Source organism: Exiguobacterium artemiae 255-15 (assembly GCF_000019905.1).
Lineage (GTDB): Bacteria > Bacillota > Bacilli > Exiguobacteriales > Exiguobacteriaceae > Exiguobacterium_A > Exiguobacterium_A artemiae.
Genome location: NC_010556.1, coordinates 712,594 through 729,355, shown reverse-complemented (window position 1 = coordinate 729,355; position 16,762 = coordinate 712,594). Strand labels below are relative to the sequence as shown.

Annotated in this window: 16 protein-coding genes; 9 read left to right on the top strand and 7 right to left on the bottom strand. The window is 46.5% G+C overall.

The genetic code is table 11. The annotated features are described in order from the left end of the window. Positions 1-42: 42 nt before the first annotated feature. Entirely contained in the window at positions 43-963 is a 921-nt protein-coding gene (locus EXIG_RS03755) for an HD domain-containing protein (protein ID WP_012369590.1), read from the bottom strand. Between the two features lie 111 nt (positions 964-1,074). Between EXIG_RS03755 and EXIG_RS03750 the strand changes: the two genes are divergently transcribed. The 3 genes from EXIG_RS03750 to EXIG_RS03740 all read left to right on the top strand — a co-directional run bounded on the left by EXIG_RS03750 (position 1,075) and on the right by EXIG_RS03740 (position 3,411). Continuing rightward, positions 1,075-1,986: a magnesium transporter CorA family protein gene (locus tag EXIG_RS03750; RefSeq protein WP_012369589.1), complete on the top strand. Its 912-nt coding sequence runs from the start codon at positions 1,075-1,077 to the stop codon at positions 1,984-1,986. A gap of 66 nt (positions 1,987-2,052) precedes the next feature. Then, positions 2,053-3,135 carry a DNA polymerase IV gene (dinB, locus tag EXIG_RS03745; RefSeq protein ID WP_012369588.1) on the top strand — a complete coding sequence of 361 codons (1,083 nt, stop codon included), beginning with the start codon at positions 2,053-2,055 and terminating at the stop codon, positions 3,133-3,135. Between the two features lie 57 nt (positions 3,136-3,192). After that, entirely contained in the window at positions 3,193-3,411 is a 219-nt protein-coding gene (locus EXIG_RS03740; RefSeq protein WP_012369587.1) for a YhzD family protein, read from the top strand. Between the two features lie 48 nt (positions 3,412-3,459). On the opposite strand, the gene EXIG_RS03735 is transcribed toward EXIG_RS03740, so the two are convergent. Together EXIG_RS03735 and EXIG_RS03730 are read right to left on the bottom strand one after the other, a co-directional pair. After that, positions 3,460-3,837 (bottom strand): YlbF/YmcA family competence regulator, encoded by a 378-nt coding sequence (locus EXIG_RS03735; RefSeq protein ID WP_012369586.1) that lies wholly within the window; start codon positions 3,835-3,837, stop codon positions 3,460-3,462. A gap of 20 nt (positions 3,838-3,857) precedes the next feature. After that, positions 3,858-4,994 carry a DUF445 domain-containing protein gene (locus EXIG_RS03730; protein ID WP_012369585.1) on the bottom strand — a complete coding sequence of 379 codons (1,137 nt, stop codon included), beginning with the start codon at positions 4,992-4,994 and terminating at the stop codon, positions 3,858-3,860. 70 nt (positions 4,995-5,064) lie between these two features. Here EXIG_RS03730 and EXIG_RS03725 point away from each other — a divergent pair, with 70 nt between their 5' ends. The 5 genes from EXIG_RS03725 to EXIG_RS03705 all read left to right on the top strand — a co-directional run bounded on the left by EXIG_RS03725 (position 5,065) and on the right by EXIG_RS03705 (position 9,030). Next, positions 5,065-5,898 (top strand): PucR family transcriptional regulator, encoded by an 834-nt coding sequence (locus EXIG_RS03725; RefSeq protein WP_012369584.1) that lies wholly within the window; start codon positions 5,065-5,067, stop codon positions 5,896-5,898. A gap of 122 nt (positions 5,899-6,020) precedes the next feature. Further along, entirely contained in the window at positions 6,021-7,127 is a 1,107-nt protein-coding gene (locus tag EXIG_RS03720) for an oligosaccharide ABC transporter ATP-binding protein MsmX (RefSeq protein ID WP_012369583.1), read from the top strand. Positions 7,128-7,291: 164 nt separating this feature from the next. Continuing rightward, positions 7,292-8,053, top strand: coding sequence for a transporter substrate-binding domain-containing protein (locus tag EXIG_RS03715; RefSeq protein WP_012369582.1), 762 nt, complete (start codon positions 7,292-7,294; stop codon positions 8,051-8,053). Further along, the gene (locus EXIG_RS03710; RefSeq protein WP_012369581.1) at positions 8,053-8,700 is read left to right on the top strand and encodes an amino acid ABC transporter permease; all 648 of its coding nucleotides are present in this window, start codon (positions 8,053-8,055) and stop codon (positions 8,698-8,700) included. The genes EXIG_RS03715 and EXIG_RS03710 overlap by 1 nt, the downstream gene beginning before the upstream one ends. A 141-nt stretch (positions 8,701-8,841) precedes the next feature. Then, positions 8,842-9,030 carry a YkzI domain-containing protein gene (locus EXIG_RS03705; RefSeq protein ID WP_012369580.1) on the top strand — a complete coding sequence of 63 codons (189 nt, stop codon included), beginning with the start codon at positions 8,842-8,844 and terminating at the stop codon, positions 9,028-9,030. A gap of 77 nt (positions 9,031-9,107) precedes the next feature. Here EXIG_RS03705 and EXIG_RS03700 read toward each other — a convergent pair whose 3' ends face one another. Both EXIG_RS03700 and EXIG_RS03695 read right to left on the bottom strand, forming a co-directional pair. Then, positions 9,108-10,004: an aldo/keto reductase gene (locus EXIG_RS03700; protein ID WP_041261828.1), complete on the bottom strand. Its 897-nt coding sequence runs from the start codon at positions 10,002-10,004 to the stop codon at positions 9,108-9,110. Positions 10,005-10,161: 157 nt separating this feature from the next. Continuing rightward, complete coding sequence (locus EXIG_RS03695; RefSeq protein WP_012369578.1) at positions 10,162-11,898, bottom strand: phospho-sugar mutase; 1,737 nt, start codon at positions 11,896-11,898, stop codon at positions 10,162-10,164. Positions 11,899-12,003: 105 nt separating this feature from the next. On the opposite strand from EXIG_RS03695, the gene EXIG_RS03690 reads away from it, so the two are divergent. Then, complete coding sequence (locus EXIG_RS03690) at positions 12,004-12,819, top strand: sulfurtransferase (protein ID WP_041261825.1); 816 nt, start codon at positions 12,004-12,006, stop codon at positions 12,817-12,819. A 35-nt stretch (positions 12,820-12,854) separates the two neighbouring features. On the opposite strand, the gene EXIG_RS03685 is transcribed toward EXIG_RS03690, so the two are convergent. After that, positions 12,855-15,281, bottom strand: coding sequence for a glycogen/starch/alpha-glucan phosphorylase (locus tag EXIG_RS03685; RefSeq protein ID WP_012369576.1), 2,427 nt, complete (start codon positions 15,279-15,281; stop codon positions 12,855-12,857). A 28-nt stretch (positions 15,282-15,309) separates the two neighbouring features. Further along, positions 15,310-16,761: a glycogen synthase GlgA gene (glgA, locus tag EXIG_RS03680; protein ID WP_012369575.1), complete on the bottom strand. Its 1,452-nt coding sequence runs from the start codon at positions 16,759-16,761 to the stop codon at positions 15,310-15,312. Position 16,762: the final 1 nt, after the last annotated feature.

Below are 16,762 nucleotides of genomic sequence, written 5' to 3'. Positions count from 1 at the left end.
TGATCAATTTCAAATCCTGTTGAATCTTTTTACGTCATCTTTTTACAGCTTGGGACGATAAAATGAACGATTATCCAATGCGAACGATCGTTCAGAAAATTGGCCGGGTTCCACGTACTCGAGCAAACGATCCATCATCGTCATCCGCGCATCTAGATTATCGATCAGGAATAATACCTCGGCTTCACGCATCTGTGGTGCCACTGCCGATCCCCACTCCGGACGCCCATGGTGGCTTAAGACGAGATGCTGTAAGACCGTCAAAACTTCTGCGTCGATTTGTAACTCTGCCCCGACCTTTTCTAATTCTGCGACCATCAATGAAATATGCCCGACAAGCTTTCCGGGAAGCGTATATTCCGGTGTAACAGGATCGGATAATTCCTTGATTTTGGCGTAATCATGCAATACGACACCTGCAATCAACAAATCACGATTTAATGTAGGATACAGACGGGCAATTTGATCCGCCAGTTTTAACATCGACAGGACATGATAGGATAAACCAGAATAAAACGCATGATGGTTTTTGACCGCTGCCGGATGTGTGAAATACGCGTCGAAATCTTTGATGACAAGATGTTTGACCAGCTTCTTCATCTCGGCATGTTGAATCGATTCGATGAAACCGAGTACTTCCGTTTCAATCTGTTCCCGCGGAAGTGGTGCCGATTGAATGTAATCTTCTACATTCGTTTCGTCCAACACGGTGATTTGCTTCAATTTTAATTGTGTCCGTCCCCGGTAATCCATCACTTCACCAGCTGCATGGACGATGAATTTAGGAGCATATTTTTCAAGATCACTCGTGTCCCACATCTTTGTTTCAATTTCTCCCGTCTTATCTGCTAAAATCAATGTCAGATAAGGTTTTCCGTTTGCGGCGATTCCTTTTAACGCCTGCTTGATCATGACTCGTTGATCGAGCATTTCACCAATTGCCAACTGACCGATACCTTTCATTTCACAACACATCCTTTTTATTTATCTGGACTCATTTTGATTAGAACTGTTTACATATTTCTCTGACTGTCAGACGTCACTCTACCATTCTACTATATAGGAGCTCAAAACATGGAATCCGACTCACTCTTTAGCTGGCATCGTTTTTTAACGCTTGCCGAATTTGAAGAATATTTTCATTCTCAAACACCGACCGACGCTTTTAAACTGGATTGGCTGAATCAACTGTCTACTAAAGATATGAACTTCACACGGGTCGAACTTGATTTACTGTACGGCTCCATCGTGACTTGGCAAAATCCGGCTGATAAAAGTGACCGCCGTTCCATCTGCTATTATCTTTCACCGACGGAACTGATTACAATCGGCTTATCGGAACATGTCGTTTCCTTAATCGAACCTTTTGAAACGACGACCCCTTTCGAAGCTTTTTATGCGCTGTTATCTCTGCAAATGAATACTTACTTCTCGGGAATCGATGCTTTTGAAACCGAACTGTTTTTAAGACAGGATGAGCTTCGGGGAAGTATCGATGAGAATTCTCTCGACAGCATTTTCGGCCTGCGGGATACGATCGAAAATTGGTCGGATCTGATTGTCCCGTTCCGTGAACTTGTACTAGCGGGACCTGAAGCTTTTGTTCGCCAAAGTACCTATACGGATGCCTTACCTTACCGGTTGGCCGAAAAGCGGGTCGAACGTCTGCTGATGCTGATTGAACACTATCAAAAAGATATTGAAGTATTGCTTGATCTATCGACAACCGTCTCGAACTTCCGGGGAAATGAAATCATGAAAGCCTTGACGATTTTTACAGCTGTCGCTACACCGATGATGGCACTTGGTGCAATTTGGGGAATGAACTTTAAAAACATGCCTGAGCTCGACTGGAAATACGGATATGCCAGTTCCCTGTTTTTGATTTTCCTTACGACCGGTGGAATCTTTTATTGGATGAAACGCCGTGGCTGGTTAGGAGCACTTGTGCGCATGCCAAATAAAAAGTCGCAAGTAAAAAAATAGATGTAAGAACATAAGTTCGTTATACTTAGTGTAACGAATTCACGGATTGAAAGAAAGGAGGAGACGATGGTGGGAAGAAAAATCATTCATGTCGACATGGACGCTTTTTATGCTTCCGTCGAACAACGTGACCGCCCGCATCTAAAAGGTGTCCCCGTCATCGTCGGAGGCCCTCCTCATGCCCGGGGTGTCGTCGCCACCTGTTCGTATGAAGCACGCAAATACGGCATTCACAGTGCCATGCCATCACGACGGGCATTCCAACTGTGTCCGCGGGCCGTTTTCGTACGTCCGCGTTTTGAAGTGTACCGGGCTGTCAGCGCCCAAATCATGGAGTTGTTTCTTGAGGTCACGCCTCTTGTCGAACCGTTATCTCTTGATGAAGCATATCTCGACGTCACGGAAAATAACCTGCAAATGACGAGCGCGACGCATATCGCCCAATACATCCTGGCTGAAATTAAACGGCGGACAGGTTTGACTGCTTCCGCCGGCGTATCGAACTCAAAACTGGTCGCTAAAATCGCTTCCGGTCATCAAAAGCCGAACGGGTTAACCGTTTTGCCTCCGGATGCCGTGTTACCGTTCTTATCCGGATTAAAAATCGGAGATTTGCACGGAGTCGGAAAAGTCACGGAGCAGACGTTGCAGAAACACGGTTTTAACACGGTCGCGGACATTCAACAATCACCAATCGCCGAACTGCGGGGACTGCTCGGCCGGGACCGGGGAACCGAGCTGTATACGATGGCACACGGTGAGGATGAACGAATGGTCCGCCCGCACCGGGAACGAAAATCCATCGGCTCCGAAAGTACATTCGAAGAAGACACAGAAGATATCGATACCATTTTCGAAACGCTGAAACGGGAAGCGCTGTCCGTCGTCAAGACACTGAACCAAAAAGAACTGGTTTGCCGAACCGTTACGATTAAATGGAAGACGGAAGATTTCCAGTCCCGTTCTAAACGGTATACCTTTTTAGAAGAAACCGCTGATGAGGACACGTTGCTCCGGGTTACAACTAAGCTGTTTAATGAAATTGAATTCTCAGGGCCGATCCGGTTAATCGGTATGAGCGTCAGCCACCTTGAGGCCCCTCCCCTTTCCAAACAATTGACGTGGCAGGACATCGATTCTTACTTGTAAAATGAATGACTATTCATTACACTTAAGTTAGTCATTTCGGACAAGGAGGAATCAGCCATGCTTTATACGATTACTGCATTTTCAGATCGGGGAGAAACATTACTTGATGATACATTTGACGCTTCATCTGATGCGGAGGCACGCCAGGAAGGCATTCGCCGTTTGAAAGAAGCTGATTTGGAACACCGCGGGGCACGTGTGACCCGTTCCGGACAGTTGATCCATTTTGAACGGGCTTACCTTCCCCGTCTTGTTCCAACAGAAAAAACATCATGAAAAAAAGCCTCGGTCCAATGAACTGGCGCCGAGGCTTTATACATGATTTTACTGAACGTCGTCTTGATTTTGTTCCATCATCGGTGCGTACAGCTCTTCAAGCGGTTTCATGATGATTTGTGTCACTTCCGTCAACATCGTGTGCATACGTTGTTCTTCCTGCATCAGTTGACCAATCAACGGATTGTTTTGGACTTCCAGCATCTTCGCTTGTGCCGATGCCATATCTTCAGGTGTGATTTCTTCACCTTGCATTTGTTTTTGTTGTAATTCGAGCTGTACGTTGCGGAATGAAGCGAATAATTCGTTTGACATTGGATCCGCATTGACTTGCGCATATAAATCCTTCAGTGTCGTGTACTCTGACGTTTCGCGAAGCGCACGCTCGAGTGTGTAGGCATGATCGTATAAGTTAGTTTCAGACATGTGTAAACCCTCCAATTTAGTTAAACGATAAGAAGTATCGCTTGTATCATCCCAATTAAACCACCTAATAACCCTCCAAGCCAAGTAATAGCCCGGAATTCCCGTCTTGAAATCGATAAAACGATTTCTTCCAGATAAGCGGTATCGAGTAAATCGACTTCTTCCCGGACAATCGTTTCGAGATCGAGTGTCGCCATTATTTGCTCGACCTGCTCGATCAGACGATTCACCATTTGTTTAGAAAGCATCGGGACCATTTCTTGACTGATCCGGACTTCAAGCGGTTCTAGAAATTCATGTAATGGCGTATCCAGTAATGCTGCCAGTGGAATACGCGTTACGATCTCCGATTTCATCCGTTCGATGATTTGCCGTTCCGCCTCCGGCTCAAGCAGCGACCCCACCGTCCGTTCCAGTAAGGTATGGACTTCCTGTTCGACCATTTCACTGATGAACTGATGTGTCGACTTTCCTTGTATTACCCGTTTGAGTTCCGGTTGAATCATTTCGACGATATTGACATTGGCAAGTAGCATTCCGAACATGCCTCCGCCTAATTTACTTTGAATGAACTGGGCGACCGTTTCTTCGAGTTTCATTTTACCGGCAGGACTGTCAAAATACTGTTCGGTTTGATGAAGTAATACTTCGACCATTCCGGGAATCGCCGTCTTAATTTTTGTTGTTCCGCCCTCACCGAGGACTTCTGTTAACCGTGCCGTTTTGATCGCAACTGCCATCGATTCCAGTTCCTGATCGATTCGTTGTTCGATTTGTTGTTGTAATTTCCCTTCCGGATTCGCAACAAACCGTTCGGCAATTTCACGAATCGTTTTCGTCGATCGCGTCCATTTCTGTACCTCCTGCTGAATCATCCGCGTAATGGCTTGATAAACAATCGGTTGCTGAAGCCGTTTGCTGATCCCTTCCGGAGTCAATAAATGTTTAACAACCGTTCGTCCGAGATTTGCCGCTAATTCGTCACGCCGTTTGGGAATTAATCCCGGTGTAAACGGAATTCGGTACTTGCCGATATACTTCGCTTCGAGCGGACGAAACAGCATCCGGATTGCGAGATGATTGGTGACTGCCCCAATCAAGGCTCCAATGACAATCATCCCGATCATCTTTATGACTAAATCAACTTCCACTTGCATAGATCCTCGTTCCTTCCGATTTTGGTATTGTGGTAAAGTCTTAGTAGGACTTTTTAGGGAGGCGCCTTGTATGTTACATCAATTAACCGTCTTATTTAAGGATCATCTCTCCACCGATCCTACCGTGTACTGTACCGATAAGTATACCGTATATCAGTTAGCCGATGGACTTCGTTTCGGGATTGAAAATACGATTCTCACCCCCCGCGAACTGGACTTGCTCAACCTGCTTGTCGAACGGGTCGTCACCTCGGAGTCGGATCAGATCGTCACGTGGCGCCGCCGGCTGGAACAACCGTCCAGCGAGGAAGCCCATCCGTTTCGGATGATTCATTTTTTATTTGAACAACTCGATGTACGGACCGGTGAAGATTTACAACAACTGCTGACATCTTTTTTTCATCCGTCGAGTTGGATTATTCCGTTGACGTCCAATCGTCTTGTCGTCATTGAACGGGAAGACTCTGTCTCAGAAAATGATTTACACGATTTTTTCACAGCTCTCCAGTCTGATTTTCTGATGGACGGCAAAGTACTGATCGGACAACAGCGCCAATCCGGAGATTTGGCAGCACAGTTTCGATTGGAACAAGCTGCCTTGCGTGAACTTCCCTTATTACACATCGAACGGTTTCTGCCTGCCTTGATGCGTTTGACGTTACTGTCAAACGAAGTTCGTGACGATTTGATTGAACGGTTCATCACACCGCTCGAACGCGAATCACGCGAGACGATTGATGCTTTTTGCCGCGCCAACTTAAATGTTTCCTTGACGGCTAAACATCTCTTTTTACATCGAAACAGTCTGCAGTACCGACTCGATCGACTGACGGAACAGACGGAAATCGATATCAGGTCATTTGAAGGAGCCATGTTCCTTTATACGTTGCTTCTCGTAGCATAGTGACCAAATGATAACGGTTACATTCAGTCATGTTGTCCATATGATTTTCATCCTGTATCTCCTATACTGAATCTTGTAAGCGTTATATTAACCGATTACTTAATTTACAGGAGGATGTACACATGGCAGATATTCGTCTTGAGCATATTGATAAAGTTTATTCAGGAACAGCAAAAGCAGTGGATGATTTTAACCTTCATATTAAAGATAAAGAATTCATCGTCTTCGTCGGCCCATCAGGTTGCGGTAAATCGACGACATTACGAATGATCGCCGGTCTTGAAGAAATTTCGGGCGGAGATTTTGTCATCGACGGAAAACGCATGAACGACGTAGCGCCTAAAGATCGTGATATCGCGATGGTCTTCCAAAACTACGCCCTCTATCCACATATGAACGTCTTTGATAACATGGCATTTGGTCTGAAACTTCGGAAGTTCCCGAAAGATGAAATCAAACAACGTGTCGACAATGCAGCACGTATTCTCGGACTCGAAGAATATTTGGAGCGTAAACCGAAAGCCCTCTCTGGTGGACAACGCCAGCGTGTCGCGATCGGCCGTGCCATCGTTCGTGATGCAAAAGTCTTCTTGATGGATGAGCCGCTCTCAAACTTGGATGCAAAACTCCGTGTTCAAATGCGTAAGGAAATCATTCAGTTGCACAAACGTCTTGAAACGACGACGATCTATGTGACCCACGACCAAACGGAAGCGATGACACTTGCGACTCGAATCGTCATCATGAAAGCCGGTCTGATTCAGCAAGTCGGAACTCCAAAAGAAGTATACGATCACCCGGATAACATGTTCGTTGCCGGTTTCATCGGTTCTCCGTCAATGAACTTCCTGACAGGTAAACTCGCGGAAGACGGTCTCTTCCACGTCACGGGCACAGAAGAGAAATTCGAAGTTCCTGAAGGTAAAATGAAAGTTCTCCGCGAACGCGGTTACACAAGTAAAGATCTTGTTCTCGGAATCCGTCCGGAAGATATTCATGCTGAATTGATCTATCAAGATACAAAAACAGCACACCGTTTCCCGGCCCATATCGAAGTATCCGAGCTCATGGGAGCCGAGTCTTACCTCTACTCGAAAGTCGGCAATCAAGCGTTCACAGCACGTGTCGATTCGCGTTCACACGTCGAGATGGGTTCAGATTTAGACCTCTTCTTCGATATGACAAAAGCACATTTCTTCGATGCGGCAACAGAAGCAACAATCCGTTAATTTTTAAACGTTCAGTAACTGCAGTCAGGCTGTCCATTTATGGGCAGTCTTTTTTATTGACAGACGTTCCTGTAACTTTGTATGATACTGCTTGTAGTCTTAAATTAATCCTATTCGAAAACTAGGAATTGAAATCATTTTATTTATTTAAAGGAGAGAGCGCTATGAAACACGGACTAAAGCTAGCAGTAGCAGCACTATCAACAGCGGGGGTGTTAGCGGCGTGCGGCGCTTCTAACGAAGAAGCAAACAAAGATGAAAAAGTCGTAACGGTCGGAACAGAAGCAACTTACCCACCATTTACGTATAAAGAAAAAGGTAAATTAACAGGTTATGATATCGATGTCATGAACGAAGTCGCAAAACGTGCCGGCTATAAAGTCGAGTACAAAGCGATGGACTTCAAAGGTTTGATTCCAGCACTCGATTCAAAACGAATTGACGTCATCGCAAACCAGATGGGTATCACAGATGAGCGGAAAGAAAAATATGCGTTCTCTGATGCCTACACAGTTTCCGGTTCAACAATCATCGTCAATAACAAAACAAATGACATCAAGACGCTTGAAGACTTAAAAGGAAAAACTGTCGGTTCGACACAAGGTTCGCTCTACGCGAAAACAGCAGAAGAAGCCGGTGCGAAAGTCAAGTACTACAAAGGCGCAAACCAAGTCTTGAAAGATCTTGAAGCAGGTCGTGTCGACGCTGCCATGAACGATCGTCTGTTTGTCCTGACAGAACTTAAAAAAGCAGGATACAAAGTAAAAGCTGTCGGTGAGACGTTTGATAAAAACGAATCAGGTCTGATGATGGCAAAAAACAGCAAGTATGCTGAAGACTTCAACAAAGCACTCGCAGAGATGCAAAAAGACGGTACACTCGCAGATCTCGGAAAAAAATACTTTAACGAGGACATCAGCAAGTGATGGATTTGTTTACAATCGTCCGCGATAATGCGGACGTTTACGGAAAGGCGATTGGCACTACACTTCTTGCAAGTGGATTTGCCATCGTCTTTGCGCTTTTTCTCGGTCTGATTCTTGCCGTCATGCGGGATAGCCGTTTTGCCGTCTTAAGCGGTTTCGCACGATTGTATGTTTCTTTTTTCCGGGGAACTCCACTGTTGCTGCAAATTCTGATTTTATATAATGGTTTGGTCGTCCTGCAATTGACGGGCTTCCAGGCGTTGGCATTCGGTCTGTCGCTTCACTTCTCCGCCTATATCTCGGAATCCTTCCGGGCAGCGATTTCGTCTGTCGATCGCGGACAATGGGAAGCAGCAGACTCACTCGGCATCCCGCGTCGGAAGACGTTTAAGGATGTCATCCTTCCACAAGCTCTTTCACGTGCCATTCCTCCCCTGTCGAACTCGGTCATCGATATCATCAAATCGACTTCGCTCGGGACAATCGTTGCCGTTGAAGAACTGACGTATGTGTCCGATCAAATTTCGGCGACGACGTATCTCGTCATGCCGTTACTGCTGTTCTCAGCTGCGATCTATTGGATTATGTCGACCTTGATTCAAGGGGTTCAGCATCGTCTCGAAGCACGATTCAGTATTCCGGAATAAAATTAAGAACACTTGGAATGATGACACATTCCAAGTGTTTTTTTAATCTTTTTCAGGTTTAATACTAGCCAGCACGGGAATAATCAAGTATACTAATAAAAATCAGAATTATCTGATAACTTCAAAAGGAGCGTGGCCGAGATGAAACAAGTAATTGAAGCTTTCCGTAGACAAGATGCAGAGCAGCGGATTCCAGTGCTACGCCTCGAAATCGATTATGAGCTCAGTACGCTCTTCGATGCTATCCAAGTCCATGATCAAGCAGCTGTCACTGCCAGTAAAGAACGCTTAGATAAATATCGTCAGGAAATGCTTCGTCTCGAAGCATGACCCCATAGATACTCCCATCTCAACTCCCCCTTGAGATGGGAATTTTTTTGTAAAAAAAATAGACCGAAGGCTATTTTTCAATCGACGTCCCGTCCACGGGAAGCTTTTAAAATTTCAAACCATTGCTCACGTGACAGTTCAAGACGCGTCGACCGGACAGCTGATTCGATGCGATCAATTTTTCCGGAACCCACGATCGGCATGATACGCGCCGGATGTTTCAATAACCAGGCATAGGCTACTTCATCGATAGCTTCTGCACCGATATCACGTCCGATTTCCTCGAGCTTTTCACGAAGCGGTGCAAACTCCTCGTCTTTGAACAATCGCCCTCCGGCAAGCGGACTCCACGCCATGAGCGGCATTTCATTTTCGTGGCACAGATCAACAGAACCATCTTCGAAGTGCTTCAGTTCGGCGACAGACAGTTCGAGCTGGTTGGTGACGAGCATGAACGGCAGTCGTGATTGGATGAGGCTTTGCTGAGCCGGTGTATGGTTTGACAGACCAAACGTCCGGACTTTACCAGACTCCTTCAGTTCAACGAATGCTTCTGCAATTTCGTTAGGGTCCATCAATGGATCCGGACGATGAATCAATAACGTATCAATGTAGTCGACACCCAGTTCCTTTAATGAACGTGTCGCATGTTCGATGATATGTTCTTTTGTCGTATCGTAAAATGACAGTTTTTGATCAGAGAAATGGTTTCCCTTCATCTTGATGCCTGTCTTCGTAACGATTTCCATCCGTTCGCGCAGCTCCGGTTTTAATGCCAGTGCTTCGCCGAACAATCCTTCATTCGTGTAGTCGCCGTAAATATCAGCATGATCAAACGTCGTAATGCCTAGTGCTAAACATTGCTCAATTAACTCCAGTCGCTCTTCAACCGTCATGTTCCATTCGTTTAGCCGCCACAGACCGTGTATGACTCTTGAAAATGAAAGATCTTCCGTTAAGTGTATGCGTTCCATCATTACTCATCTCCCTATCTCTGTATGGTGCTTCAACGTTCACTTTACATGAATTTGGTAACGGTTGCACGATTTACGTCTTTCTTCCTGACGGGTACTAAAAAAACGGCAGAGCATCAATCATGCTCTACCGTTTTCCCACTTTCAGTTTTAATGCTTATTGAATTTGTTCGACTTCTTGCATTACTTCATCTTCAATCATCTGACGTTTACGTGTTGTTTCTGCAGCGTCAGGTGATGTCACGCTGAAATAGAATTTGATTTTCGGTTCAGTCCCTGATGGGCGGAGGCAGAACCACGAACCGTCTTCTAACGTGAATTTCAAGACATTAGATTTCGGCAGATTGATCGGTGACGGCTGATGCTTCACCAAATCATGCGAAATGCTTGCATCGTAGTCTTCAAATAAGATGACTTTTTCACCCGCTACTTGTTTTGGCGGATGCTCGCGGAACGTATCCATGATCCGGCCGATCTGCGCGACACCGTCTTTCCCTTTGAGCGTCAACGAACGGAGTGATTCTTCAAAGTAACCGAACTGCTCATAGATGGCTTGTAATGCCTCGTACAGCGTCCGTCCTTCTTTCTTGTGATACGCTGTCATCTCGGCAGCAAGCAGGCAGGCTTGGACGGCATCCTTGTCACGGCAGAAGTCGCCGATCAAGTAACCGTAACTTTCTTCATAACCAAACAGATATTCATATTCACCAGATTCATTATATTGCTTGATTTTTTCACCGATGAATTTAAATCCTGTTAATGTATTTTCAACGTGTAAGTCATAATGTCTTGCAATCAAGGCTCCGAGTTCCGATGTAACAATCGTTTTTGCTACAAAACCGTTTTTCGGCAATGTGCCTTGAGCCGCTTTTTGTGACAAGATGTAGTCGAGCAGTAACGCGCCGGTCTGGTTCCCTGTAAGAACGACCCACTCTCCGTCCGCATCACGTGTCGCAACACCGACACGGTCGGCATCCGGATCCGTCGCGAGTAACACATCTGCATCGACACGGTCTCCGTATTCGATGGCTAACTTAAATGCTGCATGTTCTTCCGGATTCGGAGAAGAAACCGTTGGGAACGCGCCATCCGGCTTCGCTTGTTCTTCGACGACCGTCACGTGTTCAAACCCGTAACTCTTCAATCCGACTGTGACCGGTACAAGCCCTGTCCCGTGAAGCGGAGTAAAGACGATTTTTAAAGGATCCGCCAACTCGTCTTGAATCGTCGGTAAGACACGAATCGTTTTCAATTGTTCCTGATAGGCGTCATCCAGCTGTTCGCCGACACGAACGATCAATCCGTTTGCACGCAAGACTTCTTCTGCTTCCAGTTCAATTGAAAGTTCATCTGCCACTTGATCGACATAAGAGACGAGGTCGTCCGCTTCTTTCGGCGGTAATTGGCCGCCGTCATTCCCATAGACTTTATAGCCGTTATATTCCGGTGGATTATGGCTCGCCGTAATGACGATTCCCCCTGCTGCCCGAAGTTCACGCACGGCAAATGACAGTTCTGGTGTTGGACGAAGTCCGTCGAACAAATAAGCTTTGATTCCATTACTGGCAAGCGTCTTCGCTGCTTCTAATGCAAACTCCGGAGAGTAGTGACGGGAGTCATGGGCGATGACAATCCCTTGCGCGACCGCTTCATCGCCTTCCGCCTTGATGAAGTCAGCAAACCCTTGTGAGGCTTTACGTACCGTGTAGACATTCATCCGGTTCGTTCCGACACCGATTTCCCCACGCATACCGCCTGTCCCGAATTCCAACTCTTTGTAAAAGGCTTCCTCGGCTGCTTTATCGTCGTTCGCGAGTGCCGTCAACTCTTCTTTTAGTTCCGTTTCCAGGCCTGCAAACTGATTCCATTTTTGATAGGTCTCTTTCCATGACATATAGTGTCCACTCCTTTAAGTTTGTCTGCATGAGATATTTGTTACGACTTGCGATAAAACGGTACCTTTCATATGATTACCTTAGAAAGGGTCAAGGTGATGTTCATGTTTCCAACCATTCAAATGACTGACTTGCAGCAACTTGTCCATACGGATCAGATTCGCTGGTTTGATTGTCGCTATGATTTGCAACATCCCGATTATGGTCGTGACGCGTTTAAGGAAAGCCATGTCGCGGGCGCACAGTATTTAGATTTATCAACTGATTTATCCGGACCGCGTTCTAAAACAGGCGGACGTCATCCACTCCCGTCCAAGGAGCAGTGGATCGGCACATTAGAGTCGCTCGGGGTCGAACGTGATGATTTTATCGTCCTGTATGATGACGGCTTCCCTTACGCCGCTCGTGCCTGGTGGCTCTTTAAATGGGCCGGACACGAACGTGTCGTTGTTCTCGAGGGCGGACTGTCGTCTTATCTCGCGTTCGACTTCCCCATGAGTACGGAATCAACGGTGTTTGAAAAGTCCACTTATCAAGCCGACTTTAAAGATGACATGCTCGTTCAGTATGAAGAAGTTAAAAATCGATCGGCAGAAACGTATCTCGTCGATTCCCGCTCACCCGACCGGTTCCAAGGTCAAAACGAAACGATTGATCCGGTTGCCGGTCATATCCCGGGTGCCGTGAACTGTTTCTTTGAAAATGCGATTTCACCAGACCGCCGCTTAAAAGATGCGGAAGATTTGAAAGAACTGTACGCTGATCTGCTCGAAGCGGATTCACCGATTCTTTATTGCGGCAGCGGTGTGACGGCTTGCGTCAATGTCTTAGCCCTGCACGCTTTAGGTAAAACCGATGTCCGGCTCTATGCGGGTTCTTACAGCGACTGGATCAGTCAAACCGATGAGGTCGCACGATAACGTACACGAAAGTCCGATTCTCATCGGGCTTTTTTTTAGATTTGGACCGGTTTAATGTTCCAAATCGCATTCGCGTACTCTTTAATGGTCCGGTCGCTCGAGAAGACACCGGATTTCCCGATATTCATGATGACCATCTTGTACCATTTTTCAGGATCCTGGTAAGCCCGTCCGATTCTTTCCTGTGCTTGTTGGTAAGACAAGAAGTCTTTTAAAATCAGATATTCATCATTGTACGTCAACAGAGAATCATAGATGGCCTGGAACTCGCCTGTCGGGAAGAGCGAACCGTCCACCAGTCCGTCAATGACGCGACGCAGTTCAGGCTGTGCGCTGTATTGATCGTACGCACTGTATCCGCCGTATTTTTTATAGTTCATGACTTCTTGCGGTGTCAGACCGAAAATGAAGATGTTCGGGTCTTCGACTTCATCCCGAATCTCGATGTTCGCACCGTCCAGCGTGCCGACCGTCAATGCCCCGTTCATCATGAATTTCATGTTACCGGTTCCTGACGCTTCATAACTTGCTGTCGAAATCTGTTCACTGACATCACTGGCAGGGAAGATTTTTTCTGCAAGCGACACACGGTAGTTCTCAAGGAAAACGACTTTCATGTAAGGACTGACATCCGGATCCGAATTAATCAGATTCGCGAGAGCATTGATATAACGGATGACCTCTTTTGCATAATGATAACCAGGAGCCGCTTTCGCACCGAAAATAAACGTCCGCGGTGTCATCTGGAACGATTGATCTTCTTTTAGACGGTAGTACAAAGAATGAATATGAAGCGCGTTAAGTAATTGTCGTTTATATGCATGAAGCCGTTTGACTTGGACATCGAAAATCGAATGCGGATCCACAACGATTCCCGTCTCGTTCTCAATCAACTCTGCCAATTCCTTTTTACTCGCCAGCTTAATCGCCTGGATGTCCTGCTGAAGCGTACGATCCTCTGCGAATTTCGTCAGCTTTTGTAAATCGGACGGATGATTGATCCAGCTGTCTCCGATTGCTTCCGTCACACGGTTGGCAAGTGCCGGATTCGATAACAGGAACCAGCGGCGGTGTGTAATCCCGTTCGTTTTATTGTTAAAGCGAAGCGGGAACATCTCGTAAAACAACCGCATTTCGCGTTGCTTGAGAATTTCCGTATGGATTTGAGCTACACCGTTCGTTGAATGGGTACCGACGACAGCCAAATTCGCCATGTTGATCATCCCGTCTGCGATGATGGCGATTTCGCGCATGTTCGCTTCCAGATGCGGATAGTTATCAAGGACATCCTTACAGAACCGACGGTTGATTTCTTCGACGATCAGGTAAATACGCGGCAATAGATTGCGGAACAGATCAACCGGCCAGCGTTCCAATGCTTCCGAAAGCAACGTATGGTTCGTAAAGGACATGACACTTTTCGTGATCCGCCATGATTCTTCCCATGAATATTCTTCTTCATCAATCAATATCCGCATCAATTCAGGAATCGCAACGACAGGATGTGTATCGTTGATATGAATCGCGATTTGATTTCCCAGATGTTTCAGCGACGTATTTCGTTTTTTATGTGACAACAGGATACTCCGGAGTCCTGCCGAGACGAAAAAGTATTGTTGTTTCAGACGTAAGACTTTCCCCTCATATGTCGTATCATCCGGATATAAGAATTCGGAAATCGTCTGGATTGCCTGTTTATGGCTCAGCAGGTCTTTATAGTTACCTCGGTGTTGGCTTAACAGTTCATCATCGTCATACGGTGATTCAGCACTCCACAGACGCAAGTTATTGACGATCCCGTTCTGATAACCGACGATCGGCATATCATACGGGACAGCACGAACGATTTCTGCCGGTTCATGATGGACACGATACTTACCGCTTTCGACTTCCTCAAGCCAGACGTTTCCGCCAAACGGAATGTCGACCGCTTTGTCCGAACGGCGGATTTCCCACATGTTGCCGTTCTTCAGCCAGTTATCCGGAAGTTCGACTTGGTAACCGTCGATGATTTTTTGTTTAAACAGACCATACTGATAACGGATACCGTTTCCGTGCCCCGGCAAGCCGAGTGCAGCGAGTGAATCGAGGAAACAGGCTGCTAAACGGCCCAGCCCTCCATTCCCAAGACCCGGTTCCGGCTCTTCCTCCGTCAAATCAGCCAAATCATAGCCGAGTTCCGTAAGACCGCTTCGCACTTCTTCCAACACATCGAGACTCAACAGGTTATTGTAGAGGAATCGACCGAGTAAAAATTCAAGTGAAAAATAATAGACTTGTTTACTTTTTTTGTGGATGTAGGTTTCTTTCGTCCGCATCCAGTCCGTCGTGACGTATTCCCGCACCATATAGGCCAATGTTTGGTACACATCATTTTCCGTCGCATCTTCAAGTGCCTTGCCATGCATGGAAATAAACCGTTCATTAAACCTCTTCTTGAACTTCTCTTTGTCTTTAAACATCCCAAAACCCCATTTCCCGTAATCTCCTTCAGTCAGCAGACGGTGCGATTAAACGATAGAGCGCCAAATATTCATCAGCGGATCGAATCCAGCTAAAGTCTTCTTGCATTGCTGTCTCAATCAGATGCTTGAATACAGGTTTATCATGATACGTCTCAATCGTCCGTTTAATGGCATCAAGGAACTCTTGCGCATTATAATTCGAGAACGAGAAGCCGTTTCCCTCTAAAGTGAACTGATTAAATGGTTGAACCGTATCACGCAAGCCGCCGGTTTCGCGGACGATCGGCAATGAACCGTACTTCATCGAGATCAATTGACTGAGACCACACGGTTCGAAACGTGACGGCATCAAGAAGGCGTCACTTCCGGCGTAAATCCGTTGAGCGAGTCCGACATCAAAACCGATGTAGGAAGCTACCTTATCCGGACGAATTGTTGAAGCATGCTGGAACAACCCTTCGTACTCCGCCTCTCCCGAACCCAAAATGATGAACTGGGCATCGAGTTCAAACAGATCCGGCAAGATATGGGCGAGTAAATCGATCCCTTTTTGGTCGACAAGGCGCGAGACAAAGCCGAATAACGGAACATCCGGATTGACCGGTAAGCCAAGTTCCTGTTGTAAGGCTGCCTTATTGGCTGCTTTTCCTTCTTCAACCGTCTTCACATCATAGTTCTCTACCAGATGTTCATCCGTCTCCGGACTGAACTGCCGGTAATCGATGCCGTTCAAAATCCCCCGGACATCGACGGCACGGTGTTGCAAGACGGGTTCGAGTGTTTCGCCGTAGTATGGATCCATGATTTCATCGCGGTAAGACGGACTGACGGTCGTAATTTGGTTGGCATGGACAAGTCCTGCCTTCATGTAGTTAACGAGTCCGTTATGGGCGATACCTTCTGCCGTAAAGTGTTCATGGCTGAGCCCGAGCAGGTCGCCAAGTACTTCTTCCGGGAACACCCCCTGATATTGCAGGTTATGGATCGTAAAGACCGTTTTGATTTCCTGATACCGGTTGAGGTGCTGGTAATGAATCCGCAGGAAGGCCGGCAGGACACCTGTCTGCCAATCGTGACAGTGAATGACATCCGGGACTTCTTCTGCGTCGACACGCTGAATCATTTCAAGGACGGCTCTTGAGAAATAGGCAAAACGCTCCGCATCGTCATAATGTCCGTAAATGACCCCATCACGCTTGAAGTAATATTCATTGTCGATGAAATAAAACGTGACGCCATCTTGTTTTAGACGCAAGACTGCTCCAAACTGCTGACGCCATCCGACCGGAACGATGAAATCAAATAAAAATTCCATTTCCAGTTTGTATTGTTCTTTAATTTGACCGTAGTTTGGTAAAATGACCGAAACTTCCGCACCCTCTTCAGCAAGCGCTAAAGGGAGCGAGCCGACGACGTCAGCTAGCCCCCCTGTCTTGATGAATGGTGTCGCTTCTGTGGCAGCAAACCATACCTTCATG